Annotated in this window: 22 protein-coding genes; 12 read left to right on the forward strand and 10 right to left on the reverse strand. The window is 68.2% G+C overall.

What is annotated here, in order from left to right:
• Positions 1-28: 28 nt before the first annotated feature.
• The 4 genes from ACFUEJ_RS16210 to ACFUEJ_RS16225 form a co-directional block, all read right to left on the reverse strand.
• Complete coding sequence (locus ACFUEJ_RS16210; RefSeq protein ID WP_211539278.1) at positions 29-307, reverse strand: YrhK family protein; 279 nt, start codon at positions 305-307, stop codon at positions 29-31.
• Between the two features lie 99 nt (positions 308-406).
• Positions 407-1879, reverse strand: a complete 1473-nt coding sequence (locus ACFUEJ_RS16215; RefSeq protein ID WP_211539279.1) for a lipase family protein — start codon at positions 1877-1879, stop codon at positions 407-409.
• A 101-nt stretch (positions 1880-1980) separates the two neighbouring features.
• Entirely contained in the window at positions 1981-2595 is a 615-nt protein-coding gene (locus tag ACFUEJ_RS16220) for a TetR/AcrR family transcriptional regulator (protein ID WP_211539280.1), read from the reverse strand.
• Positions 2596-2611: 16 nt separating this feature from the next.
• On the reverse strand, positions 2612-4216 hold the full coding sequence (locus ACFUEJ_RS16225; RefSeq protein ID WP_388030565.1) for a Rieske 2Fe-2S domain-containing protein: 1605 nt from the start codon (positions 4214-4216) through the stop codon (positions 2612-2614).
• Between the two features lie 213 nt (positions 4217-4429).
• Here ACFUEJ_RS16225 and ACFUEJ_RS16230 point away from each other — a divergent pair, with 213 nt between their 5' ends.
• From ACFUEJ_RS16230 to ACFUEJ_RS16240, 3 genes are read left to right on the forward strand one after another with little or no spacing between them, the layout of a single operon-like run.
• Positions 4430-5200, forward strand: coding sequence for a 1-acyl-sn-glycerol-3-phosphate acyltransferase (locus tag ACFUEJ_RS16230; protein WP_265968440.1), 771 nt, complete (start codon positions 4430-4432; stop codon positions 5198-5200).
• A gap of 38 nt (positions 5201-5238) precedes the next feature.
• A complete protein-coding gene (locus ACFUEJ_RS16235) occupies positions 5239-6051 on the forward strand; it encodes a lysophospholipid acyltransferase family protein (RefSeq protein ID WP_311277569.1) in 813 nt (270 codons plus the stop codon).
• On the forward strand, positions 6051-6890 hold the full coding sequence (locus ACFUEJ_RS16240) for an HAD family hydrolase (protein ID WP_211539283.1): 840 nt from the start codon (positions 6051-6053) through the stop codon (positions 6888-6890). Before ACFUEJ_RS16235 ends, ACFUEJ_RS16240 begins: the two co-directional genes overlap by 1 nt.
• Positions 6891-6918: 28 nt before the next feature.
• Here ACFUEJ_RS16240 and ACFUEJ_RS16245 read toward each other — a convergent pair whose 3' ends face one another.
• Complete coding sequence (locus tag ACFUEJ_RS16245) at positions 6919-8652, reverse strand: N-acetylmuramoyl-L-alanine amidase (RefSeq protein WP_265968437.1); 1734 nt, start codon at positions 8650-8652, stop codon at positions 6919-6921.
• 466 nt (positions 8653-9118) lie between these two features.
• On the opposite strand from ACFUEJ_RS16245, the gene ACFUEJ_RS16250 reads away from it, so the two are divergent.
• The gene (locus ACFUEJ_RS16250; RefSeq protein ID WP_249145316.1) at positions 9119-10702 is read left to right on the forward strand and encodes a SpoIID/LytB domain-containing protein; all 1584 of its coding nucleotides are present in this window, start codon (positions 9119-9121) and stop codon (positions 10700-10702) included.
• Positions 10703-10706: 4 nt separating this feature from the next.
• Here ACFUEJ_RS16250 and ACFUEJ_RS16255 read toward each other — a convergent pair whose 3' ends face one another.
• From ACFUEJ_RS16255 to ACFUEJ_RS16275, 5 genes are all read right to left on the reverse strand, one after another.
• Positions 10707-11390 (reverse strand): GAF and ANTAR domain-containing protein, encoded by a 684-nt coding sequence (locus tag ACFUEJ_RS16255; RefSeq protein WP_082652882.1) that lies wholly within the window; start codon positions 11388-11390, stop codon positions 10707-10709.
• 93 nt (positions 11391-11483) lie between these two features.
• Positions 11484-12140 carry a class I SAM-dependent methyltransferase gene (locus ACFUEJ_RS16260; protein ID WP_277244278.1) on the reverse strand — a complete coding sequence of 219 codons (657 nt, stop codon included), beginning with the start codon at positions 12138-12140 and terminating at the stop codon, positions 11484-11486.
• Positions 12141-12218: 78 nt separating this feature from the next.
• Positions 12219-13001 (reverse strand): PIG-L deacetylase family protein, encoded by a 783-nt coding sequence (locus tag ACFUEJ_RS16265; RefSeq protein WP_058250929.1) that lies wholly within the window; start codon positions 12999-13001, stop codon positions 12219-12221.
• Complete coding sequence (locus tag ACFUEJ_RS16270) at positions 12998-13948, reverse strand: acyl-CoA dehydrogenase family protein (RefSeq protein WP_277244279.1); 951 nt, start codon at positions 13946-13948, stop codon at positions 12998-13000. The genes ACFUEJ_RS16265 and ACFUEJ_RS16270 overlap by 4 nt, the downstream gene beginning before the upstream one ends.
• Positions 13945-14685, reverse strand: coding sequence for a glycosyltransferase family 2 protein (locus tag ACFUEJ_RS16275; RefSeq protein ID WP_265968435.1), 741 nt, complete (start codon positions 14683-14685; stop codon positions 13945-13947). The genes ACFUEJ_RS16270 and ACFUEJ_RS16275 overlap by 4 nt, the downstream gene beginning before the upstream one ends.
• Before the next feature lie 170 nt (positions 14686-14855).
• Between ACFUEJ_RS16275 and glf the strand changes: the two genes are divergently transcribed.
• The 8 genes from glf (at position 14856) to ACFUEJ_RS16315 (ending at position 25996) form a co-directional block, all read left to right on the forward strand.
• Entirely contained in the window at positions 14856-16064 is a 1209-nt protein-coding gene (gene glf, locus ACFUEJ_RS16280) for a UDP-galactopyranose mutase (protein ID WP_388030575.1), read from the forward strand.
• Positions 16065-18005, forward strand: coding sequence for a glycosyltransferase (locus ACFUEJ_RS16285; RefSeq protein WP_388030578.1), 1941 nt, complete (start codon positions 16065-16067; stop codon positions 18003-18005).
• Positions 17989-18774: a phosphatase PAP2 family protein gene (locus ACFUEJ_RS16290; RefSeq protein ID WP_388030581.1), complete on the forward strand. Its 786-nt coding sequence runs from the start codon at positions 17989-17991 to the stop codon at positions 18772-18774. The genes ACFUEJ_RS16285 and ACFUEJ_RS16290 overlap by 17 nt, the downstream gene beginning before the upstream one ends.
• Positions 18771-19691 carry a decaprenyl-phosphate phosphoribosyltransferase gene (locus tag ACFUEJ_RS16295; RefSeq protein WP_058250933.1) on the forward strand — a complete coding sequence of 307 codons (921 nt, stop codon included), beginning with the start codon at positions 18771-18773 and terminating at the stop codon, positions 19689-19691. Before ACFUEJ_RS16290 ends, ACFUEJ_RS16295 begins: the two co-directional genes overlap by 4 nt.
• Entirely contained in the window at positions 19678-21765 is a 2088-nt protein-coding gene (gene zomB, locus ACFUEJ_RS16300; protein WP_388030583.1) for a flagellar motor control protein ZomB, read from the forward strand. Before ACFUEJ_RS16295 ends, zomB begins: the two co-directional genes overlap by 14 nt.
• Before the next feature lie 382 nt (positions 21766-22147).
• Positions 22148-23137: an alpha/beta hydrolase family protein gene (locus ACFUEJ_RS16305; RefSeq protein ID WP_004021369.1), complete on the forward strand. Its 990-nt coding sequence runs from the start codon at positions 22148-22150 to the stop codon at positions 23135-23137.
• Between the two features lie 528 nt (positions 23138-23665).
• The gene (locus ACFUEJ_RS16310) at positions 23666-25189 is read left to right on the forward strand and encodes an alpha/beta hydrolase-fold protein (RefSeq protein WP_265968429.1); all 1524 of its coding nucleotides are present in this window, start codon (positions 23666-23668) and stop codon (positions 25187-25189) included.
• Positions 25190-25459: 270 nt separating this feature from the next.
• Positions 25460-25996, forward strand: a complete 537-nt coding sequence (locus tag ACFUEJ_RS16315) for a DUF732 domain-containing protein (protein ID WP_058251122.1) — start codon at positions 25460-25462, stop codon at positions 25994-25996.
• The last annotated feature ends 1 nt before the right edge of the window (position 25997 follow it).

The raw sequence follows: 25997 nt of genomic DNA on the forward strand, positions 1-25997 counted from the left end.
ATCGCAAAACCGCGACCCGGGAGAAGAATCAGTAGTCCTGGGCGTCGTCGGTGTACCGGTCGCCTCGGATGCGTCGCAGGTGGACACGTCTGCGGAGACGGATCACCGGCCGCGCCAGGAACTGGAGACTCCCGACGAGGAAGAACCACGTTGCGGCGAGTGAGGTCTCTTCCCAGAAGAACAGGACGCTGCCGATGACGAACCACAGCGCGACCAAGACGTCGTTGGCGATGCTGGCGGTCTCCCACCGCTTGCGCACCACCAGCTCTTCGTCCCCGATGGTGAAGGTGAAGTCATCGCGCGTCATGGGACTCCCGTTGTGCGGTGGATCTACCACTGCCAAGCGTTGCCGGCCGAGACGCACATCAAACATCATCTACGCTCGCCCGGCGGTGTTGTGGCCGTCTCACGGCACCCGCGGCGGATTGCCCAACCGCTGGTTGATCACCAGGGCCAGATTGTTGCCCACGAGGTTGACGAACGCGCGCCAGGTGGTCGGGTCGAGCGCCATCGATCCCTGATCGCTTGTGGTGCAACCGGTCTGTGCCGGCTTGCCGTTCAGGCGATCCCGCATCCACACGATGGCCGGCGCGAACCCCTCGACAGCAAGGGTGATGTGTTCGCTGAAATGGTCGCGCACGTATCGCACACTCGCGCCATCGGCGCAGTAGGTGCGGACCAACTCGTTGACCGGGCCCACGGGGGCGATCCAGTCGGGGTTCGACTGGTAGATGAACATCGGGAAGTCGGGCGTAGTGTGACCCGGTCCACCGGGCCCGCTCGCTCCGCTCCCGGCGCCCATCTCGAGCTGACCCAGCACCTTTCGCGGTGTCGGGTGGTCCAGCGGATCGCCCGGCAGGTTCACCAGGCCCTTGATGTTCACGAAGGGGGCGAGTGCGGCCTGATAGGTGAGGCACAGCGGATTCTTGGCCGCCAGCAGGGCTCTGCCGAGCGGGTTCATGTGTCGCTGGAGGAAACGGTCGAGTTCCGGGTACTCGCGGCTGACGCCGATGATCCCGGCCATGATCAGACCCGACGCCGCGTTCTTGTCGGCGAGATCGACCAGCGCTCGGATGTTCGCGGGCACCCCACCTTCGGCAGCGCCGACGATCGGGAGTTCCGGCGCGTACTGCGAGTGCAACTCCGCTGCCCACCCGGTGGCGATCGCGCCGCCGGAGTAGCCCATCAGACCCACCCGCACGTCGTCTCTGAGCCCCAGTGGTGCGAAGTTCCGCGCGCCCCGGATCCCGTCGAGGGTGATGCGTCCCGCGAGAGGCCCGGCTGCGAAGGCGGATTCGGGGCCCTGATGGTCGGGGATGACGACCGACCAGCCGGCGCCGACCAACGAGGTGATCTGTAGGACCTCGAGGCTCGAGTCCGCCGAGCCGGTCAGCTGCCCCGGGATGGAGGCCTGCTGCAAGGCATACGACGGCGCGCAGTACATCGCGGTGGAGTCCTCCGCGGACTGCCACGACACCAGTTTCGACGGTCCGGGCTTCGCCGGCCCCTTGGGTTTGAGCAGCGTCGCCACGGCCGGGATCGGCTCGCCCCGGGTGTTGGTGGATCGGTAGGAGATCTGCCAGGCGTCGACGTTGATCGGGATCACCGACAGGGCGGCGACATGGACACGCCGGGCGGCGATGAGCTCACCGGGCTTCTTGGCCGCGACCACCGCCTGCGGCGGCAGATAGAAGTCCGTGTCGAACTCCGGGATCGCGGGCGGCACCGGGAACGGGAGGACCGGCGCCACCGGGACCGACGCTGGGGCTGCATTCGCGACAGCCGAACCCAGTGGTCCGCCGGCGATCAGCGCAACCAGTCCGATCCCGACAGTCAGGCGCACGACGATCCGTGAGCCGTGGCGTTTCCATCCCCGCATGGCAACCCTTCCGAAAAGTGAGACGGAGGTGTCTCACACTTCGGCAGAACATACACCCGGTGTGTCCGAGGACACAACGTCCGGGGTGGGCGGCGAATGTCTCAGAGCGTGGTGAAGGCGAGCAGGATGTCGGCGAGTACCGCGACGACGTCGTCGAGTGTGCCGGGTTCGGGCGATTCGCTCCAGCGATGGACCAGGCCGGTGAGTGCCCCGACGAATGCGATCGCGAGGTGGCGCTGCCGCGGCGTCGCGGGGCGATCGGCGAACTCCGACATGGCGTCGACGAAGAACTCGACCCATTCCTCACGGCCGTCGAGGCGGTGCTGCTCGACGCGGGGGCTCACCCCGACGATCTGGACGAACGACACCGCCGCGCGCCGGGGATCGGTGCCCACCGATTCCATGTAGGCGCGCATCGCCGCCGTGCTCAGGTCGCGGAGATCCCGAGAAGGGCTGGCGGCCAATGCTTCTGCCACGGCGACGCGAGCGGCGCCCTGCACGGTGTCGTACAGCGCGACCAGCAGTGCCTCGCGGTCGGTGAACTCCGCGTAGAACTGCCGGCGAGACAGTCCGGCCACCCGGCAGATCGACGTCACCGACGACTTTGCGTAGCCGGTGCCGGTGAACTCGACCAGCGCGGCGTCGAGGAAACGCTGCCGCCGTTCGGCGGCGCGGTCGCTCACCGAACGGCCACCGTACGTGCGTTCGGAGGTCATCGGGGTGGCGATCCGGCTACGAGTCGAGTCTGGACGCGCGGAGGTCGTGTCCCTTCGACGTCAGGCAGCGTCCGGTGGGCAGGTCCCACTGCCATCCGTGCAGATTGCAGGTCAGCTTCTCGCCCTCGATGACCCCGAACTTGCCGAGGTCGGCCTTGAGGTGCGGACACCGCCGCTGGATCTCCCAGCCGTCCTTGGTGATCGATGCCGAGTCGTCGTGCGCCTCGGCGAACCACCCGTCCGCGTAGGCGATCCGCTCGTCGGTGAGGCATTTGAAGAAGGTGTAGAGGAACTCGTTGTACCCGCCGATCCGCCAGGTGGTGAAGCGCGTCGACAGGAAGATGGTGTTGACCCAGTCGGGCTCGTCGTCGCGCAGGACGGTCCGCACCAGCTCGGTGGCGATGCGGAATCCGTAGCGGTACTTGCCCTCTCCTTCTTTCGGCTCACGCACGATGCGGTTCGGGAAGTCTAGGACGACCGTCTCGGTGGCGTCGTTGGCCGCGCCCCCGCCCGGCGTCATGACGAGCCCGACGGGGTAGCCGATGCCGTCGCAGATGAGGTCCGACTGTCGCATGATCGGTTCGAAGAGGTCCCGCAGCGCCGGCAGCAGGGGCTCGCCCTCGGCCGGTGCCCACGTGGCCTTGTCCGCGGCGATGACCGGCGCGAACTTCTCCTTCATGCGCTCGAGGTACGCGCGCTTGTTCTCGCCGAAGACGTCGGCGGGTGCGTAGGGATGCGTGACCTCGTTCAGGACCGGACCGGAGAACTCTGCGACGGAACCCGACACCATCATCAGGCCGCGGTGCTTCTCACCGTCGTCGGTGCCGTGGATGCGCATCTGCTCCAGGAAGGTCTCCTGGTCGGGGAAGATCGAGGTGTCGTCGGCGGTGTCCGCGGACCCGAAGTCGTTGAGGTAGAACAGATCCTCGTCGAGGAACATCGGCGGGCCGGCCGACGGGACCACCCAGGTCGCGCCGACCTGCTCGATGTACGAACGCGCCCGGTCCATTCCGCGTTGCCGCTTCTGAGAGGCGAAGTTGGCCTTGGACTTCCGCGGGATGTCGTAGACCATCGGGTACCAGATGGCGCCCGAGTACTGCAGCAGATGGACGTCGACGTGTCCGAACGCCTCGTCGACGACGTCGAGGTCGATCGGGCGGGCGTCGTTCATGTTGAAGCAGACGGTCTCGCCGTCGGAGACGATCAGGCCGCTGTCGCCGATCGGCCCGTCGGCGGGCGCGCGCAGCGCGATGATCATGACGTCGAGCGAACCCTTGTCGTTCGTGACCGTCGTCTTGACCGAGTCGGTGGTCTCGACGAATTTGGTGAAGCCGAGTTTCTCCAGTTCGCGGCGCAGGTCCGGCACCGGATAGTCGGGCAGCAGGACCGTGGCGTCCTTGCTGACGTTCTCGCGCAGGTTGCGCTCGTCGAAGTGGTCCCGGTGCAGGTGCGAGACGTAGAGGTAGTCGCAGTCGCCGAGCGTCTTCCAATCGAGTTCGGAATTGTCCGGGAAGGGCACCCAGGCGGCGAAGTACGTCGGGTTGACCCAGGGGTCGCAGAGGATCGATCCGGCGGTGGTCTGGATGTGGAAACCGGCATGACCGATGCTGGTGATCTGCACGAAGGGGCCTTTCATGGTGTGCGCGGGGCTGCGCGGCAGGGCACTACAGGCATCCAGGGTATCGAGCCGTGCCGGACTGGTGCGTGGGCCATGAGTCCCGCGGGATGCTCACCGTGAGGAGTCTCACGGGTCCCGTCGTGATGAACGTCGGTCACGGGGACCAGGCTGCCGACGGCGGCGAGGGCGCCGGGGATAGTGGCTAAGCTCTCTCGCATGGAACCCGTGTACGACACCGTGATCACCGCCGCCCGCCTGTTGTGGCTGGCCGAAGGTCTGAAGTTCAAGGTGTCGGGTGTGGAGCATGTACCGGCCGACGGCCCCGGCGTCGTCGCGATCAACCACACCGGCTACCTGGACTTCACCTATGCGGGGATCCCGGCCTACCTGCAGGGCCGTCGCAAGGTCCGCTTCATGGCGAAGAAAGAGGTCTTCGACAACAAGATCTCCGGTCCGATCATGCGTTCGCTCAAGCACATTCCCGTCGACCGCGCGCAGGGTGCGGACAGCTACCGCAACGCGGTTGAGTATCTCCGGCGCGGCGAGCTCGTCGGGGTCTACCCCGAGGCGACGATCAGCCGGAGCTTCGAGCTGAAGGCCTTCAAGTCCGGTGCCGCCCGCATGGCGATCGAGTCCGGTGCGCCGATCGTCCCCACGGTGATCTGGGGGGCGCAGCGCGTGTGGACCAAGGGGCACCCCAAACAGCTGGGTCGCACCGGGTACAAGATATCCATCGGCGTCTGCGAGCCCCTCGAGGCCACGGGCAGCGCCGACGCCCTCACGGCCAAGCTGCACGAGGTCATGAGTGTGAAACTCCTCGAACTGCAGGATGCCTACGGGGAGCACCCGAAGGGTGAGTTCTGGGTCCCCGCCCGACTCGGCGGTTCGGCGCCGACACTCGAGGAGGCCAACCGGATGGACGCCCAGGAGCAGGCCGAACGTGCCGCCAAACGCGAGCCGCGGAAGGACGACCCCGGGGTCGTCTGATCGACTGTCGGCCGGTGAGGCGGCGTTAACCTGGACGCATGAGCGCAGCCAGGCACGGACACCGTGAGCCGGTGTATCGGATCCTGGAGCTCATCGCCAACGGGATCGTCCGGGCGCAGGCCCTCGACCTGCACTTCACCGGCATCGAGAACATCCCCGACTCCGGCGGCGCCGTGCTGTGCGTCAACCACACCGGCTACGTCGACTTCCTGCCGCTCGCGCTCGGGGTGCAACGGGCCGGACGCCGGACCCGTTTCCTCATCAAGTCCGAGGTCATGGATATCGCCATCATGCGGTTCCTGGTCAACCACACCAAGACCGTCCCGGTGGACCGGTCGCGCGGCGCCGAGGCCTATCGAGCCGCGCTCGGTCGGCTGCGGGACGGCCACATCGTCGCGGTCTATCCGGAGGCGACGATCAGCCGCAGCTTCGAGCTCAAGGAGTTCAAGAGCGGCGCGGCCCGGATGGCCGCCGAGACCGGGGTGCCCATCATCCCGGCGATCGTGTGGGGTGCCCACCGCCAGTGGACGAAGGGCGGACTGCGGAACATCGGCCGGAGCCGGCTGCCGGTGCATGTCCGGTTCGGTCCGCCGTTCACCCCAGCTCCGGGTGAGTCCCCCGAGCGTGAGACCCTGAGGCTCCGCGACACCATGAACTCGATGCTCCTCGAGGTCCAGGAAGCCTACGGTCCCCACCCGCCGGGTGAGTTCTGGGTTCCGTCGCGACTGGGCGGTTCGGCACCGACACCTCAGGAAGCCGCGGTGATCGAAGCCGATGAGGCGCTGCGCAAAGCCGAGGCGCGGGCGAGACGAGCCGCCGAGAGATCACGGTCGAGAGAAAGCAGACGCTGATGACATTCGGTCCACCCACACTCATCGCCAGCGACGTGGACGGAACCCTCATCGACGACGAGAACCGGGTCTCCCCGCGCACGTTGTCCGTGCTCGCCGCCGCCCGCGCCGCCGGTACGGAATTCGTGCTGGCCACCGGTCGACCCCCGCGCTGGATCGCCGAGATCACCGACCAGTTCGCCGGCACCGACGCGTACGTCCGGTACGCGGTGTGCGCCAACGGCGCCATCATCTACGACGCCGAGCACGACCGCGTGCTGTGGTCGGCCACTCTCGAACCCGACGCCCTGGTCAAACTCGGCGAGATCGCCTACCAGCAGATCCCGGGATGCGGCATCGCGGCCGAGCGGGCGGGCCGTTCCGCACACGACGCCGCGACCGCGCCGTTCGTCGCGAGCGCCGGCTACGAACACGCATGGCTCAACCCCGACCACGTCGAGGTCGGTGACGACGAGGTGTTCGGTGATCCGGCCGTGAAACTACTCGTCCGTAAGCCGGGCATGGCCTCCGACGAGATGGCTCGTCGTCTGGAGCCGATGGTCGGCGACCTCGCCCAGGTGACCTTCTCCACCGACAACGGACTCGTCGAGCTGTCCGTACCGGGCACACACAAGGCGTCGGGACTCGCCCGCCTCGCCGAGCTCACCGGACTCCCCGTCGATGCGGTGATCGCGTTCGGAGACATGCCCAACGACGCCGAGATGCTCACCTGGGCGGGCCACGGGGTCGCGATGGGACACGGTCATCCGACCGCACTCGACGCCGCCGATGAAGTCACCGTGGGCAACAACGACGACGGCGTCGCGAAGGTGCTCGAGCGTTGGTTCGCCGGAACCTGATCCGTCCCCGCGAATCGCGGGACCCGGCTCAGGCCGCCGGCGGTACCGGGGCGGGAGCACCCGGTTCGACCGGCGGCGCGGGGGCGCCGGGTGCGGCCGGCGGAGGTGCCGGGGCTGCGGGATCGGCGGGCGGCGTCGGTTCGGGTGCCGGCGGGGCGCCGCCGGCGAGCGCCCGGATCGCGGTGAGCGCCGCATAGCCGTGGACTCCCGGACAGCTGGTGCTGTTGTAGTCGCGGTGCCCGGAGATGACCGGCAGGTTCGACTGCGTTCCCGCCGCGAACTTGGTGCCCGCGAACCCCTCTGAGGTCAGCGTCGCCGTGCCCGCCGGGTTGAGTCCGGCCTTGCCGAGGCGCCAGCGCAGGAACTTGCCGGTCGCCGACACCATCGCCGCGGTCGGCGGCACCTCCTCGAGGTTGCCGATCATCGACACCCCGAGGGTCTCCTTGTTGAACCCGCCGGTGTGCGTGCCCTCGACGTTGCGGTCGAGTCCGCCGAACGCGCCTTCGAAGATCTGGCCGTACTTGTCGATGAGCACGTTGTATCCGATGTCGCACCAGTTCAAGCTGCGTGCGTGATAGGCGTAGATGCCCCGGACGATCTCCGCGGACTGCTGCGGGGTGTAGTCGTTGCTGCCGGCCGTGTGGTGCACGATCGCACCGCGCATCTGCGGCGAGTACACCGGCTGCGAACAGCGGATGGACTCGTCGGCGCCCCACGCCTGGCGGGCCACGACCTGCGGTCCGCCGGTCAGCGGCGAGAGCAACGACGAGCCGAGGCCGAGCAGGCTCTCGGGGCTGATGAGTGTCGCCTTCAGCGCATTGAGGGCAACCGTGGCCAACTCCGTCACCACCGTGCTCGCGGTGCCGACGGCCAGCTGGGCGAGATCGCCGCCCTGGGTTTCCGCCGCCGGGATCGCGAGGCCGTCCTTGCTCGCGGCGACCTGCACCTCACGTGCGTCGCCCACCCAGACCGGTTCGGTACCGACCGGGTTCTTCGCGCTGGGTGCCTGTCCGCGGGTGATCTGCTCCAGGACCGTCCACGGTCCCCACTTGCCGTCGGGGTTCTTCGCACGCAGCTTGAGGTCGACGTCCACGGGTCGCTCCCAGGTGAACGCCACCATCTTGATCGGCGCCTCGCGCGCGATGTGCGTGACCGCCGCCCCGACCTCGCGGCCGTCGGCCATCGTGGGTGTCGCCGGGGTCGTGCTGCTCGGGTTCGATCGGGTCGGGGTCCCCGGTGCCCGGTCATCTCGAGGCGCCGGCTGTTCCCGCGTCGTCGACGGTGCCGACCGCTCGCTGCTGCTGGGCGCCTCGGTCGTCGGGGTGGCGGCGGGTTCTGTTGTCTCCGAGCCGGTTTCCGACGGTGACGATTCTGTCGAGGGGGATTCCGACGGCGACGATTCTGCCGATGACTCCCTCGACGGTGATCCCGACGGGGCAGAGGGATCGGTGCTCGACGATGAGCCGGCTCCCGGTACGAGACCCTTCGGCAGCGGGACCGTCAGATCCGGCAGCGGGAACGCGTCCGGATCGATCGGCGGCAGTTCGACCCCCGCCGCGGCGAGGCCGGACGTCGCCACGTCGACGATGGCGGCGGGCAGTTCCCGTAACGGGACCTGCTCGATCTCGGTGTTGGAGACCGTCTGCTTGTTATCCACCAACTGTGGTTCGGACTGGCTCGCGATCACCACGAACGGGCTCGCGACGACCGCGGCGGCGATCGCGGCGAGCGCGATCGAAGGTTTCGGTCTGGGGTAACGCACTCAGGTCTCCTCGCAGGTTGGTCGGACCGCGGCGCTGGTGCTCCGGGGTGTGGTCGGGTCCGCTCAGCCGTCGACATCAGCGCAGCCGACGGCGTCGAAGCCACCAGGACTTCGAAGTCGTCGACTGTGCTCGGTACGGCGGTCATCGTCGCCGTCAGGCATCGACGACGGCGGCGACACACGCCGCGCATCGGTAACTCGTGATGTTCTTGTTATATGTGTGACGGATGTGGCTGCTGATGTGTCGATGCTTGACGATGAGGTGGCAATGAATCCGGGGACCTGACCCCCGCGCCAGAGGTCACGGCGGCCCGGACAACTCGTGATCCGGTTGTGATCCCCTCGGGTTGGTGATCGGCATCTGAGTTCACTAGGGTCACTTAAGTCCCAATCGTCACATCAGTCACAGGCGTTACGAGCGGTGCAGAAGTTCGCCGCCCGCGGCTGGTGTCGTCGCGACCGAAGGATGTGTTCTGCAGTGACCAAAGCCCGACCTACACGGCTTCTGCCGCGATGGCCGGCGAGCGGTGCGCGGCCCGGACGGGCCCGCAACCGCGCGTTGACCTGGGCCGCGGCGGGGCTGGCGCCCGCACTGCTGGCCGGTGGACTCGCTGTCGCGAGCTCATCGGAATCGGCCGAACAGGTCGAGCTCTCGGTCGGGTCGACGGTGACGCTGATCGGGCACGGTCATGGCCACGGCCGCGGAATGGGGCAATGGGGAGCGTACGGCTACGCCCGCAAGGGCTGGACGGCACAGCAGATCCTGCGCCACTACTACGGTGGCACCACCGCGGGGAAGGTGGACAGGCCCGAGATCCTGGTGGCCCTCACGGGTCAGGGCTCGGTGAATGTGCACGCGGACGCCGGCATGCGAGTCGGTGGTCAGACGGTGGCTCCCGGGCAGGCGGTCAGCCTGTCCGGGGGCACGGCCACCATCCGCAGCGGGTGCGGCGGCGGTGTGGTGCGGTCGGTGCCGGCCACCTTCGTCGAACCCCTGAGCATGGCGCCCAACCGCCCGGCCGGTGAATTCCTCAAATTCTGCGGATCGAACAAGGCCTACCGCGGGGCCATGGGCCTCGAAGGCGGGCGCGTGGTGAACCGCATCCACATCGACGACTACGTCAAGGGCGTCATCCCGCGCGAGAGCCTGCCCGCCTGGGGCGACTCCGGCGGCGCGGCGGCGCTGCAGGCGCAGGCCGTGGCGGCCCGCACCTACGCACTTGCGGCGATCGCGGGTGGCAAGAAGATCGACGACACCCAGAATTCGCAGGTCTACGGCGGTGTCTCGGGCGAGGACCGCCGGACCAACGCGGCCGCCGACGCCACCGCCGGCCAGATCCTGATGCAGAACGGTCAACCGGCCTTCACCGAGTTCTCCGCGTCGACCGGCGGCTACACGGCCGGCGGACGTTTCCCGGCCGTCGTCGACGAGGGCGACACGGTCTCGCCCAACCACAACTGGACCGCCACCGTCAGCGCGGGCAGCATCGGATCGGCGTTCGGAGTCGGTGCGCTGCGGAGCTTCGAGGTCATCGAGGCCAACGGCCTGGGCGCCGAACACGGACGCGCGATCAAGGTGCGCGCGGTCGGCTCCGGCGGGACCGCGGAGGTGAGTGGCGAGGAAGCTCGAACCAAGCTGCAGCTGAAGTCGTCGTGGTTCGCGGTCCAGGGTCAGCCCTCGCCGCCGCGGATCGTCAAACCGCCCACCGGCCCGGCGTCGCCCGGCGTTGGGGGTATCGATTTCGGCAGCCTCAACCAGCTCGCCGAACAGATCCTGCCGGGATCGTCGAAGTTCCTCGACATGGCGACGTCGGCGATGAACGGACGGTTCGCTGACCTGGGCGGGATCACCGGACCGCTGGGCCAGGCGCTCGGTGTGCCGACCCTGACCCCCGACGCCGCGGGCGTCACCCAGCTCTTCGAGAAGGGGATGATGTTCTTCACCCCGGCCACCGGACCGCGGGTCCTCGTCGGCAAGGGGCTCGAGCGCTACCAGGATCGCGGCGGCATCCCCGCGCTCGGGTTCCCGAAGCGGGACGCCTTCCGCTGATCGGTCAGGGCTCCGGCCCGGCCTCCACGATCTGGACGGCGACATCGACGAGCTTGGTGTTGGTGTCCTGTGACAGGCGCGCGAGCAGTGCGAACGCCTCGCCCGCGTCGAGCTTGTAGCGTTCCATGATCATGCCCTTGGCCTGGCCGATGATGTCCCGCGAGCCGAGCGCGGCGCGCAGCTGCTGCTTCTCCTGGATGGCCCCGAAGGCGGTCGCGGCGTGCGCGGCGAACAGCTCGCCGAGTTGACGGGCCTCGGCGGTGAATGCCGCCGGTTCGGTGCTGTGAAGATTCAGCGCGGCCGAGTCATCGCCGTCGATGTAGAGGTAGAAGCAGGCCATCGACCGGATACCGAGATCGGCTGCCGCAGCCGCGAAGTTCGGCCAGCGCGTCTCGGTCCGCATGTCGTCGATCCAGACGGTGCGATCGGAGACCGCGGCCCGGATGCACGGGCCCTCGCCCAGTTCTCGCTGCAGATTGTCGGACTGGCCGCCGAGGTCGCCGACCATCACCGGCGTCTCGATGGTGCCGTTCGCGACGAGGGTCACGGTCGCGTACTCGGCTCCCGGAATGGCGTCGACCGCGAATTTGGTCATCGAACGAAGCGCTGCTTCGGTGTCGTCACTCTCGCGGCGCATCTCGCCGGCGATGCGCGTCATCTGAGCCCCGAAGTCCGCCAACTCGGTCACTCCTGCCTCCTCGTGAGACGTTGTTCAGAGCGCTTCGACTGGACCGACAGCAAAGCGCGGGCTTCGAACTCCCCCGGGTGTTCAAAGAGATCATTATGCCGTACGGTGCGCGTCCGCGACGGTGACGAGTCCTTCTCGTTGCGCGACCGACCCGATGGGTGACGAAGTCATCACGTCGACGCAGAAGTCCGTGTCCGAGTACGACGCTGACGGGTGCAACGCCGACGACCGCAGGGCGGCGTGCACCTCGTCACCGGTTCGCGGGTACTCCTCGACCCGCCACCGCCAGTGCACCGCGAGCACCTCGCCCGTCGGGGTCAGACATTCCGGCAACCGCGTGATCAGTTCGTCGAGATCCGCGTCACCGAGGTAATAGAGGACCTCACTGAGGACGATCAGGTCGAACCGGCCGGGCGGCCAGTCGGAGACGATGTCGCCGACGCGCACCTCGACGGAGTCGTGGCCGTCGAGTCGCTCGCGTGCGAGCTCCACCGCGCGCGGACTGACGTCCGTGCAGAGCAGATGATCGGCGCGCGTCGCCAACTGCGCGCTGAGCACGCCGACCGAGCAGCCGGGCTCGAACACCGACCCGTACCGGGGAGAGCTCAAGGCCGCCAGGCTGAGGGCGTACTTTCGTTGTTCGTACCACCGCGACGTGAAGCCCCAGGGGTCGTCGCTGTCTCGGTACATGTCGTGGAAATAGTTGTCGGCGAGCTTTTCTCGGCTCCCGGCGGTGTGGTCGTCGGCCATGTCATCCGTCCTGATGATCGTCGGTGTCGGTTGCCGTCCCGGGCCCTCGTCGATGCCGATGTCGTGAGCGTCTTGAGTTCACACGAAGACGAACTCCCGATCGCGGAGCAGGCGGTCGAGGATGTGCCGTCCGAGGACGGTGGCGTCTTCGGGGGCGGGTGACAGCGGGCGGATCTGGGTGTCGAAGGCCTGCACGGCCTCTCGTTTGGCGGCCTCGAGATCGTCGTCGAGGACGAAGGTCCGCATCCGCTCCCACGGGATGTGGGGATCGTCGGGTGTGGCCCAGTGCCACATCCAGATCGGATACATCCAGACGGGGACGCCACATCGGTCGCCGACGCGTCGGGCACCCCGTCCGACGGCCTCGTGGTCGGGATGACCGTCGTGCGCCCACACCGCCAGCAGGGCCGTCGGGGTCTCGGGCTGCTCGGCGAGGGTGTGCTCGACGATGGCCTCGATCTCGTCCTCGTGGTCGGCGAGCGTGCCGTCGCCGAGCCCGCACCATCGCGTCGGTTCGATGCCCAGAACCGATGTCGCGGAGTCCACTTCGGCGCGTCGTCGGATCGCCAGCTCGGTGGGCGAGAGCGTGGGCGAACCAGGGTGCGACGCCGAGCCGTCGGACAGGCAGAGCGCGACGACCTCGATGCCACGTCGGTGGGCAGCCGCCATCAGCCCGCCGACCCCGAGTACCTCGTCGTCGGGATGGGCGGCCAGGACCACGAGCCGCCGGACGCCCGGCTCGAAGTCGGGCCACGGACCCCGCGCGGCGAACCACCGCTGCCATTCCGATTCCGGAGTTCCCTCCGCCGAGGTGGGGGTGGCGCCGAAGCGGTGCGCCGAGGGGGAGCCGTCGGCGGTCACGGACCCGCCGATCCCGGTCCGGGTGGGACGCCGTCGGTCAGAGCGCCGAGTACTGCGAGGTCTCGATCGGCGTGGGACTGCCGGATGTAGACGGTGAGATCGACGACGGCTTGCGCGTGACCGGCGTCGGCGGACAGCGGGCCGGGACCGAGCGCGCGTCCCACCCGGTCGATCACCGCGGTCGCGACCTGTTCGACCGACCAGCGCACGGCGAAGGCGAGTCGTTTCGACGGCGCGCCCGGGTCGGTGTCGATCTCGCGTGCCGCGGCCTGCAGATGCGCCCAACCGGACGCGAGATGGGCGTCGACCGCGCCGGCGTGCATCAGCAGCAGCGGGTCGTCGGAACGGGCGGCCGCGCGGTAGAGCGGCGCCGCGACCTTGCGGGCCCCGCCGAACCAGCATGCCGCGACCCCGATCCCGCCGTGCCAGAATCCCGGCCGGTCGAGGTATGCGCCCGGTTCGCCGATCGCGTCGGCGGGCACGGCGTCGAACGTGACGGTCCCGGTGTCGGAGTCGCGCATGCCCGCGTTGGCCCACCCGGAGCTGTCCGCGGACACCCCCGGGTGGCCGAGGTCGACGCCGAACAACCGGTTGCCGGTGTCGGTGCGCGCGGTGACCAGCGCGTGGGTGCACGACGTCGCGCCGGAGCACCACTCCTTGGTCCCGCTCAGTTCCCAGCCGTATGCGCCGCGGCGGGCGTCGACGCCGCTCCCGCGGGTCTCGGCCGCCCATACACCCCAGAACTCGCCCGGGGAGGTGCCGCCGTCGCAGATCTCGGCGAGGATGGCGTCGGCGTCGGCGTGCGCCTCGACGAGGCGACCCGTGCTGATGTCGTCGGAGCAGGCCCGGACGAGGGCGGCGAACCGGTCGAGGGTGCATCCGCCGCCCGGGCGGGGGAGCGTGAAGGACGGGTCGCCGACGATCGCGCGTGCCCGTGCGGGCGTCACCCGGCGACCTCGTCGGGCCGGGCCCCGGACAGTTGCCGCAGGTAGCCCGCGAAGCCGTGCCGTGCGCGCCCGTCGCGTCGCGTAGAGGTGCGGACCGGCGCGTGCGCACCCCGTTCGATGACCGCGCCCGCGGCATGCAGGCGGTCGACGAGATCGACGTCCTCGTCGGTGTCGAGCTCGCGGAAACCGCCGACGTCGGCGTAGGTCGAGGCGCGGACGCCGAGATTGGCGCCGTGGACGTGACCGTGCCCGGGGGACGGGTCGTACTCCCGCAGGTACATCTCGTCGGTTCCCGCCGGCCACTCGTCGAAACCGTCCGGGGTGACCGTGCCCACGTACGCGTCCGCCCCCGCGGCCGCGGCGGCGACATGCTCGGCGAGCCAGTCGCGCGGAACCGTCGAATCGGCGTCGGTGGTCGCGAACCACGTGGTGGCCGGTTCCGACGACGACGGACCCACGGACGCGAAACCGGCTCCGCGCGCCGCGCCGACACAGCGGACATCGACCACCACGGTCGACAACTCGTCCGTGACCAGCGTCGCGGAGTCGTCGTCGCAGGCGTCGAGCACCACGATCACCTCCACGGGGATCGGCACCGCCGTGGCCGCGGCCTGCAGGGCTTCGAGGCACGCGGGCAGTCGCTCGGCCTCGTTGTGGACGGGCACCACGACGACGATGCGCTCGATCGGAGCCGTTGTCTGGTGTTGCTTGGAATGCCCCGAAGCCTGCGAGGACACCCGGTCGTCGGGCGATCGTACGAACAGCGGCGTCACTCAAACCCCGAACTGGTCACAGGAGAGGATGGGGCCCGGGGGCTACAGGCCGACGTTCGAAACAATACCCGGCTTCCGTGCCAGGCCACGTTGCTCGGAGATTACTCAGGGAGGGTCCGTTACCCTGAGGACCCGTGGCAACCAGTAGCAGCTATGACCTGATCGTCGTCGGCTCCGGATTCTTCGGCCTCACCGTCGCCGAGCGGGCCGCGACGCAGCTGGGCAAACGGGTCCTCGTGCTCGATCGGCGCGACCACCTCGGTGGCAACGCGTACTCCGAAGCCGAGCCGACGACCGGCATCGAGATCCACAAGTACGGGGCACACCTGTTCCACACGTCCAACGAGCGGGTGTGGGAGTACGTCAACCAGTTCACCGACTTCACCGGCTATCAGCACCGGGTGTTCGCGCTGCACAACGGGCAGGCCTACCAGTTCCCGATGGGCCTCGGGCTGGTCAGCCAGTTCTTCGGCCGCTACTTCAGTCCCGACGAGGCGCGGAAGCTGATCGCCGAGCAGGCCAGCGAGATCGAGACCGCAAAGGCGCGCAACCTCGAGGAGAAGGCGATCAGCTTGATCGGCCGCCCGTTGTACGAGGCGTTCATCAAGCACTACACCGCCAAGCAGTGGCAGACCGATCCCAAAGAACTGCCCGCGGGCAACATCACCCGGCTGCCGGTCCGCTACACCTTCGACAACCGATACTTCAACGACACCTACGAGGGTCTACCGGTCGACGGTTACACCGCGTGGCTCGAGAACATGGCAGCCGACGACCGCATCGAGGTGCGCCTGTCCACCGACTGGTTCGACGTCCGTGAGCAACTGCGCGGGGACAGTCCCGACGCCCCGGTCGTCTACACCGGCCCCGTGGACCGGTACTTCGAATACTCGGCCGGCCGACTCGGCTGGCGCACACTCGACTTCGAGACCGAGGTGCTCGACACCGGCGACTTCCAGGGCACACCGGTGATGAACTACAACGACGCCGACGTCCCGTTCACCCGTATCCACGAGTTCCGACATTTCCATCCCGAGCGGGACTCCTACCCCGACGACAAGACGGTCATCATGCGGGAGTTCAGCCGGTTCGCCGAGAACGACGACGAGCCGTACTACCCGATCAACACACCCGAGGACCGGGCGATGCTGACCACCTACCGTGACCTCGCCCGCACCGAGACCGCAAGTGCTGGAGTGTTGTTCGGTGGTCGCCTGGGCACCTATCAGTACCTCGACATGCACATGGCGATCGCGAGTGCGCTCACCATGTTCGACAACACCCTGGCACCGCATCTGCGTGATGGTGCGCCGCTGGTGGCCGACCCCGCAGGAGCCGAATAGATGACGGTGACTCCCGTGAACCAATCCGACATCCCCGACACCGGAGTGGGGCCGTCGAAAGCGAAAGCCCTTCTGCAGCGGGTGATCTTCCCGCGCGCAGGCGAACCCCTCGACGTCCGGTCGCTGTACGTCGTGGAGTCCGAGAGCAACAACCGCCGGGCGCACGCCCCCAGCCGGACATCGGTGCTCCTCGGTGCCGAGTCCGAGGTGAGCTTCGAGACCTACTTCAACGCCTTCGCCGCAGCCTACTGGCGCCGCTGGAGCATCCTCGACTCCGTGGTGCTCCGAGTCGAGGTGATCGGCACCTGCCGTGTCGACCTGTACCGCTCCAAGATCGACGGGTCGCGTATCGGCATCGGCGGTGACCTCGTGGACACCGACGAAACCGGCCGCGGCGTGGTCGAATTCGAGCTGGATCTCGGCCCCTTCGAAGACGGCGGCTGGATCTGGTTCGACGTCACCACCGACACCGACACCGAGATCGTCTCCGCCGGTTGGTACGCGCCCGTCGAGGCGCCGACCCCGGACGCGGAAACCAAGCGCGTGACGGTGGGCATCCCGACCTTCAATCGCCCCACCGACGCGGTGAACGCGTTGGCCGCGTTGACCTCCGACCCGATGGTCGACGAGGTGATCGACGCGGTGATGATGCCCGACCAGGGCACCAAGAAGGTCGTCGACGAACCCGGTTACACCGAGGCCGCGGCCGCTCTCGGCGACCGGCTGCACATCTTCGACCAGGGCAACCTCGGCGGCTCCGGCGGATACGCGCGCATCATGTACGAGGCGCTGCGGCTCACCGACTCGCCCTACGTCCTCTACATGGACGACGACATCGCGATCGAGCCCGACTCGATCCTGCGGGCGCTGGCCATGTCGCGATTCGCCAAGGCGCCCATGCTCGTCGGCGGTCAGATGCTGAACCTGCAGGACCGCAGTCACCTCCACTGCATGGGTGAGGTGATCCGGCGCGACACCTTCATGTGGACCGCCGCGCCGTTCGTCGAGTACGACCACAACTTCTCCAAACACCCACTGCGCGACCGCGAGAACTCGAAGAACCTGCACCGGCGGATCGACGTCGAGGGCAACGGTTGGTGGATGTGCATGATCCCGCGCGAATGTGCGGAACAGATCGGCCTCCCGATGCCCCTGTTCATCAAGTGGGACGACTGGGAGTTCGCACTCCGCGCGTCGAAGGCCGGTTACCCAACCGCCACCGTGCCGGGTATTGCGATCTGGCACATGGCCTGGAGCGACAAAGACGACGCGATCGACTGGCAGGCGTACTTCCACCTGCGCAACCGGCTCGTCGTCGCATCGATCCACCACGACGGTCCCATCAAGGGGATCATCCGGTCGATGACCAAGGCGACCGCGAAACACCTCCTCTGCCTGGAGTATTCGACGGTCGCGATCCAGAACGAGGCGATCCGGGACTTCCTCGCCGGACCCGATCACATCCGCAGTCTGCTGCCCACCGCGCTGCCGAAGGTCGCGCAGATGCGCAAGCAGTATCCGGACGCGGTCGTCCTCCCCTCGGCGACCGAGCTGCCGCGGACCTCGGGCGAGGCAACGCATCTCGGGACCTCGATACCGCTGAACCCGATCAGCAAGATCAAGGCGCTGACCGCCGCGGTGGTGAACAATGTCCGCCCGGCCGATCCCCGGCATCACGAGGTGCCGCAGGCCAACTTCCCACCGATCGAGGCGCGATGGTTCTCCCTCGGACGGGTCGACGGTGTCACCGTCACCACCGCCGACGGCCGCGGCGTCGTCTACCGGCAGCGCGACCGCGAGAAGATGATCGAACTCGCCCGGGAACATTTTGCCCTCGTGAAGGAACTGCAGGACAAGTTCCCGGAGATGAAGCAGCAGTACAGGTCCGCACACCGCGACCTGACGTCGAAGGAGAGCTGGGCGGGTGTCTTCGGAATCTGATGGTCCGGTGATCGGCAGCGGAGGCGACACGGTCCTGGAGGACCGTGCGGAGACGGGGAAGGTTCCGGCCGACGACACCCCGCGTCCCCTGAACGGCGAGGAGAAGGCGCTGGTCGCCATCCAGGCCGGGATCGGCGCCCGCCCGGGCGTGCGCCCGGCCGCGCGCGGGCTGTCGCACGTGGGCGAGCACGCGCTGGGCTGGCTCGCGATCTCGGGGGCCGGGTGGGCCCTGGCCCGCCGCCGCGGTGACGTACGGGCACAACAGCTCTGGCTCGAGGCGGGAGTGGGCGCCTTCGGCGCGCACGCTGCGTCGGTGATCATCAAGCGGATCGTGCGCCGCCCGCGGCCCGCACACCCGGCGATCGCCATCGGGGTGTCGACGCCGAGCAAACTGAGTTTCCCGTCCTCACACGCCACCTCGACCACCGCGGCAGCGATCCTCATCGGCCGCGCCGCCGGCTGGGACCCGAAGGTGCTGCCCGCTGTGCTGGTCCCCCCGATGCTGCTGTCCCGACTGGTGCTGGGCGTTCACTACCCGACCGACGTCACCGCGGGTGCCGCGATCGGTGCCGCGAGCGCAGCGGCGGTCATCGCGGGCGATAAGGTGCTGCTCGAACCCACCCGGAATGACCAGGAGTCCGGACGTGCCCGCCGCGCGGCGCGCGTCCTGGCCCGGCTCGGCCTGACGGCCGCGGTCCCCGGCGGGACGCTGCGTCTTGCCGCGTCCCCCGTCATCGCGCGGGTGACACGACACAGGGAGAGTGCATGAGCGAGGAGCCGATCGAGCACGGGAAGGTTCTCGGACCGCCGAAGAACCTGACGTCCGGGCTGATCAAGGCCGTCCGGCCGCGGCAGTGGGTCAAGAACGTCCTGGTGCTCGCCGCTCCGCTCGCCGCGGGCAACATCACCGACGTCTCGGTGCTGGGCTCCGCCGGTATCGCCTTCGTCGCCTTCTGCCTCGCCGCGTCGAGCATCTACCTGGTCAACGACGCGATGGACGTCGAGTCCGACCGCAACCACCCGACCAAGCGGTTCCGGCCGATCGCGGCCGGCGTCGTCCCGGTGACCCTGGCCTATGTCCTCGCCGTCGTCCTCCTCGTCGGCTCGATCGGCATCGCGTTCCTCGCCAACTGGCAGACGGCCGTCGTCATCGCCATCTACCTGGTGATCCAGCTCGGCTACTGCTTCGGCCTGAAGAACCAGGCCGTCATCGACATCTGCATCGTGTCGTCGGGCTTCCTGCTGCGCGCCATCGCCGGTGGTGTGGCCGCCGAGATCGTGCTGTCGCAGTGGTTCCTGCTCGTGATGGCCTTCGGGTCGCTCTTCATGGCGGCCGGTAAGCGCTACGCCGAACTCCAGCTCGCCGAACGCACGGGCGCCAAGATCCGCAAGGCCCTCGAGTACTACACGACCACCTACCTGCGCTTCGTGTGGACCCTGTCGGCGACCGCGGTCGTGATCTTCTACGGCCTGTGGGCCTTCGACAAGGGCTCCGACCACGACACCAACGTCGCGTACGCCATCTCGATGGTGCCGTTCACCGTGGCGATCCTGCGCTACGCCGTCGACGTCGACGGTGGTGCCGCGGGCGAGCCCGAGGAGATCGCGCTCGGCGATCGTGTCCTGCAGCTGCTCGCCGTGGCGTGGCTGGTGTGTGTGGGTGTCGCGGTCTATGCAGTCAATTGACGGATCGCCAACCGGATTCCGGGCGCTGACGACCGGCCGCACCAAGGTCGCGGCCGTCAGTTTCGTCGTCGGGGCCGCCGTCGTCACGACGTTCTTCGCGATCGGTGCGTGGCAGCGCCGGTGGATCGCCGACGACGGACTCATCGTCCTGCGGACGCTGCGCAACCTCTTCGCCGGCAACGGTCCGGTCTTCAACGCCGGGGAGCGGGTCGAGGCAAACACCTCGACCGCCTGGACCTACCTGCTGTGGTTCTGGGCGTGGATCACCGACGGTCAACTCGAGTACGTCGCGCTCTGGGTGGCGCTGGTGTGCTCGGTCGCCGCGATCCCGATCGCGATGTACGGCAGCGCGCGACTGTTCGGGACACGCATCGGCGGGCTCACCGGCGACGGCTGGACCCTGCTGCTGCCGTTCGGCGCGGTCATCTACATCGCCATTCCGCCCGCGCGCGACTTCGCCACGAGCGGGCTCGAGAACGGACTCTGCATCTTCTGGGCGGCCGTCCTGTGGTGCCAGCTCGTCGCCTGGGCGCGGCGCGGCGCGCACACGAGCCGCAGGAGCGCGGCGGCCACGCTCGTACTCGCCTTCACCGCCGGTCTGGCGCCGCTGATCCGGCCCGAACTGGCGATCCTCGGCGGCCTCGTGCTGCTGCTGGTGTTCTTCGCGCCCCTCGGCTGGAAGATGCGTCTGGGCGTCGTCGTGGTCGCGGGGACCCTGCCGGTCGGCTACCAGATCTTCCGGATGGGCTACTACGCCCTGCTGGTTCCCAATCCCGCGGTCGCCAAGGACGCCAGCGGTGCCAAGTGGGACCAGGGCTTCGCCTATCTGACCAATCTCTTCGGCCCCTACGTGCTCGTGCTGCCGGTCGTCCTGGCGGCGGTGGCCGGGGTGCTGCTGGTCGTCGGCGGCCGCATGCGGTCGAAGAGGGCCGATGCCACGGGTGCCGACGCGACCGCGGATTCGGTTGACGCAACGGCCGACTCGACGACGGACACCCGGTCGTCGCGACTCGCCGGATGGTCGCGCCGGCTGCAGTCCTCGACCGCGGTCGTGACCGTCGTGGTCCTCGCCGGCATCGTGCTGATCGTCTACTGGATGCGTCAGGGCGGCGACTTCATGCACGGCCGGGTGCTGCTCGTTCCGATCTTCATCACCCTGTTGCCCTTGATGGTCGTGCCGGTGACGATTCCCGCCCACGTCGGTGCGGCGTTCCGTCGCCGGCCGTCGACGGACTCCGAGTCCGTGATCTCCGACCCGGTGGACGACGCCGCTCCACCGGTGACCGCACCCGACCCCGCCGACCGCCGGCGCGCGCGGGCCCAACTGGTCGGCGCGGTCGCCATGAGCGCCATGTGGATCACCGTCGTCGTGTGGGCGGTCTCCACCCACGCCAACGTGCTGCCGAACGCGGGGATCGACATCGGACGCAGCGGCATCGTCGACGAGCGTCGCTTCTACGTCACCAACATGGGCAACGAGAACCCGGTGACGGCCGAGGACTACCTCGACTATCCGCGCATGAGCGCGATGGTCGAGAAGATCGACGAGTACCGCGAGGACGGCGGTGTCATCCTGCCGTCGTTCAACTACGACGAGTGGTACGTGGCCCAGTTGCCCGGCGTGATGCCGAAGGGCGCGGAGCGGCAGGTCACCGTCTACTTCCTGAACCTGGGCATGACGAGCATGAACGCGCCGCTGGATGTGCGCGTCATCGACCAGATGGGTCTGGCGTACCCGCTGGCCGCACACACCGAGCGTCTCGAGGACGGCCGTATCGGCCACGACAAGATCCTGCCGAGCGAGTGGGTCGTCGCCGAGGCCGGGGCATACCCGCGCCGCCCCGTGCTGCCCGGTTATCTCGACGAGGACCTGGTCCGTCAGGCCCAGGTGGCGCTGCAGTGCCCGGAGACCAAGGACCGGTTCGCCTCGTTCGAGGCACCGTGGTCCTTCGACCGCTTCAAGCACAACCTGCGTCAGGCGTTCACCTTCAACAGCTACCGCATCCAGCGTGAGCCGGAGTACGAGATCCAGCGCTGCGGCCTGGAGATGCCACCGCCGGTGAACCCGCGCTAGTGACGCGCGCCCGGGCGCGGCACTTAACCACACGACACCAAGAGAATCCCGAGAAAACGCGGGGTCGAACCTGTGGAGTTGCCGTCGAACATCTCGGATCGGTAACGTCCCCGTGGGCGCGGCCGATAGAAAGGTTGTGACTGAGGCGTTCTGAACTGCTGGGACGCCGAAGTGACGGGGGTTGTGATCGCGATCACATGGTTTGTCACGTTCGGGGGCATCGAATAGGCTCGCCGACGGTGAATCGCATGCGAGAACGACTCGTGAACGACGTCGCGCCGCGCAATGAGCCGGGGGACGAAAAATGTGTGACGCACAAGGACCGGTAGGCCACCGGGGACCATGAGTTCCGGCCGATCGGCTGAAGAGGGAGATTCTGTACATGCGTGAAGCTGCCACCGAGGCGCCGAGGCCTGCGCGCAACCGGATGAGCAACCGGTTGATCGCCGCTTTCGTCGCCATCCTGACAGTTGTGGGACTGACCGGTGTCGTCGCCGGCCAGGCCAACGCCCGGATCGGCGGAACGCAGGTCGGCAAGCAAGAGTTCTGGGTCAACGGCTGCGGGATGCCGAACGTCAAGGTCCGCGCCTGGAAGAAGCCCGGCAACTACAAGACCGTCATCCTCCTCGACGGCATGCGCGCCCAGTACGACTACAGCGGCTGGGAGATCAACACCAACGTCCAGGAGATGGTGAAGTCCGGCGTCAACGTCGTCGAGCCCATCGGTGGACCGGCAAGCTTCTACACGGACTGGGACGCACCCAGCAACTTCAACCGGCAGCCCTACCGGTACCGCTGGAACTGCGTCATCAGCCGGACCCTGATCAGCGCGCTCGACGCCCGCGGCTTCCGCGTCGGACCGTCGAAGCGCTACGCCATCATGGGCCTGTCCATGGGTGGTAACGCCGCACTGGTCCTCGGTGCCCAGAACCGTCAGCACTTCGACCGCGCCGGCTCGCTCTCGGGTTACAACTTCCTGAGCGCGCCCGGCATGCGTACCGCGCTGCGCCTGGCGATGCTCGACGTCGACCCGAAGCCGTGGAACATCGACGCGATGTGGGGCCCGCCGTGGAGCATCCGCTGGTTCCAGAACGATCCCTTCTGGAACATCGGCCTGATGCGCGGCATGAAGGTGTTCGTCGGTTCCGGTAACGGTCTGTTCGGCCGCTACAACGCACTGCCCAACGTCTTCGACGACCTGTTCAAGGGTTCGACCCTCGAGCTGCTCGCCTTCACACAGTCCAAGGCCTTCGAGGCCGCGGCCTTCGTCCAGGGCGTCCCGCTGATGACCTACTACGCCAACGGCACCCACGCCTGGGGCTACTGGCAGGACATGATCTGGAACGCCAAGAACCGCGGGTTCTTCCGCTGATCTGACATCGCCGGTCCGCCGGCCACACGACGCCCCGCCCGGGTTTCCGGGCGGGGCGTCGTCGTGTCAGCTCGCACCACGACAGCCCAACCACTGCTCCCTGAGGAGGCCGGAGCTTGCGGAGGCCGTCACGAAGGGTCCTGGTGAGATGACGTCGCCAAACCCTTCGTGACGCGCCCTCCGCAGGCTCCGGGCGCTCCTCAGGGAGCAGAAGCAGCCGTGCCCTCCGCAGGCTCCGGCGCTCCTCAGGGAGCAGAAGCAGCCGTGCCCTCCGCAGGCTCCGGCGCTCCTCAGGGAGCAGAAGCAGCCGCGCCCTCCGCAGGCTCCGGGCGCTCCTCAGGGAGCAGGCCGGGATATCAACTGTCACACAAATCCCACGTGTCACAGCGTGGCGTGCGGACATGCCTCGCTGCGCCGTGTAAGAAACTCCTGAGGCGTTTGATACTCATGAGGCACGTGTGACTGACGGGGAATCGGTCACGACGCTGCGGGCGCCGGCGTACAGGGGCGAAGGAGTTCTGGAGAGTGATGCGGCGAAACAGTGGTATAGGCAGGGTCGACGCGCGACCGGCTGACGCAGGACAGGGTGACGCGCGCCCGGCCGGTCGTCGGGCGACCCTTCGCCCGGTGACGGCGGCCGTGGTCGCGCTGGCAACCGCCGCGGTGTTGGTCATCGGCAACGGTCTCGCCGGCGCCGAGCCCGCTCCGGCCCCGCCTGCCCCCGCGGCCCCGCCCGCGCCCCCGGCGTCGCCGAGCGCTCCCGCGCCCGCGCCACCGAGCTCGCGCGCCCCGGTCGCCCCGGCGTCGGTGCCGGCCGCCCAGCCGGCAAAGGTGACGAACACCTACTGGTACACCGACCGGCGGGTGGCCCTGTGGGTCTACTCGCCGGCGATGAACACCAACATCCAGGTGCAGATCCTGCTGGCCCGTGACTGGCACGCGAAGCCGAAGGAGAAGTTCCCGCAGCTGACGATGCTCGACGGCCTGCGTGCGCAGGACGATCAGAGCGGCTGGATCATCAACACCAAGATCGTCGACTTCTACAAGGACAAGAACGTCAACGTCATCCTGCCGATCGGTGGTGAGTCGAGCTTCTACACCGACTGGAAGGAACCTGACCGCGGCAAGAACTACAAGTGGGAGACGTTCCTCATGCGGGAACTGCCGCCCATCCTGGAGAACGACTGGCGCTCCACGGACGTCCGCGGCATCGAGGGCCTGTCGATGGGTGGCTCCGCGGCCATGATGCTGGCCGCGCGCAATCCCGGCTTCTACAAGTTCGCGGCGTCGTTCTCGGGGATCCTGCAGCTGAGTTCGTTCGGCATGCCGCAGGCCATCCAGTTCGCGGTGCGCGACGGTGGCGGCTACGACTCGATGAAGATGTTCGGCCCGCCCTCCGATCCGGCGTGGAAAGAGCACGACCCCTATCTGATGGTCGACAAACTGCAGGGCACGAGCCTGTACGTCTCCTCGGGCAACGGCATGGTCGGGCCGCACGACAAGCCGTCGGACATCCCGATGCTCGCGACCAACTATTCCGGCGTCGGACTCGAGATGCTGAGCCGCGTGACCTCGCAACAGTTCGCGATCCAGTTGAACCGCAAGGGGATTCCGGGCCAGGCGAACTACCGGCCGTCGGGCACCCACACCTGGCCGTACTGGGAGTTCGAGATGATGCAGGCGTGGCCGCAGGCCGCCGCGGCACTCGGACTGTCGCGCGACGCGGTCGCATGCCGCGTCGACGGCGCCTTCCGCAAGGTCTGGGACGCCAACAAGGCGACGCTCGGGGGCTGCCTCACCCCGTCGTACGCGGTTGCCGGTGGCAAGGCACAGGACTTCGCCGGCGGACGCATGTTCACCGGCCCGAAGGGTCCGAAGATCGTCACCGGCGCGATCGGTGGCGCCTACGTCGCTGCCGGTGGACCGAGCGGACGTCTCGGCAAGCCGACGACCGACGAACTCCCGACCCGCGACGGCAAGGGCCGCGTCAACCACTTCGAGCACGGCCGGATCACCTGGACGGCGAAGGACGGCACCAAGGTCCTGAAGTGACGGTCAGATGGAGGGGGCGGGGCGCCGACGGTGCCCCAACCTCGACCCCACGTGTGTACGGCCTGAAACTTCGCTGAGGAATCGGACCGTTACCGCAGGTGGTGCTGGTGCGGCGGCCGGAACGGCCCCGCGCGGACGGTAGCCTGACGTGGTGTGCGATGCAGGGTGCCCCTGCGTTGCGATCGGCCGCAGGCCGGACGTGAGTGTCGCCGGACGAGACCGTCCGGCGGTGCGTTGATCTCGACCCGAAAGGTTCGGCAGGAAGTGGCGATGACAACGAAGTGTGTGCGGCTGGTGCTGGCCGTGACGGGCCTCGCTCTCGCGCTCGGGTCCGTGTCGGCCTGCGCCGATGACTCGACGGCCAGTGCGCCGATCACCAACAACCCGGTCACGACGACATCGCTGTACTCGGCCGCTCCCTCGACGAGCGCGTCGCCGGGTTCTACATCCGAGGAGACCACCCCGTCCACGCCCGGCGGCACGTCGGAGCTGCCGGCGACCGAACCGAACCCCAGCACGAAGGTCCCGGCCAGCTTCCCCGGACCCAGCGGCCAGCCGCTCGACGACAAGGCCCGCGCGTATCTCGCCGCGTTGAAGCAGCAGGACGTCACGTTCATGGGTGACAACGACAATTCAGTGGCCCTGACGATGGCGAAGTACGTCTGTGGTGCCAAGCAGAAGGGCACCGACCCGAGCATGGTGAAGGCCTTCGTCACCGCCTCCGTGGGTCCGGGGGCGGACAACGTCGAGGAAGCGAACTCGAAGGCCGACAAGGTCATCCGCGCGGCCGAACAGCACTACTGCTGAC

Source organism: Gordonia sp. NPDC057258, assembly GCF_042668985.1.
Classification (GTDB): domain Bacteria; phylum Actinomycetota; class Actinomycetes; order Mycobacteriales; family Mycobacteriaceae; genus Gordonia; species Gordonia hongkongensis.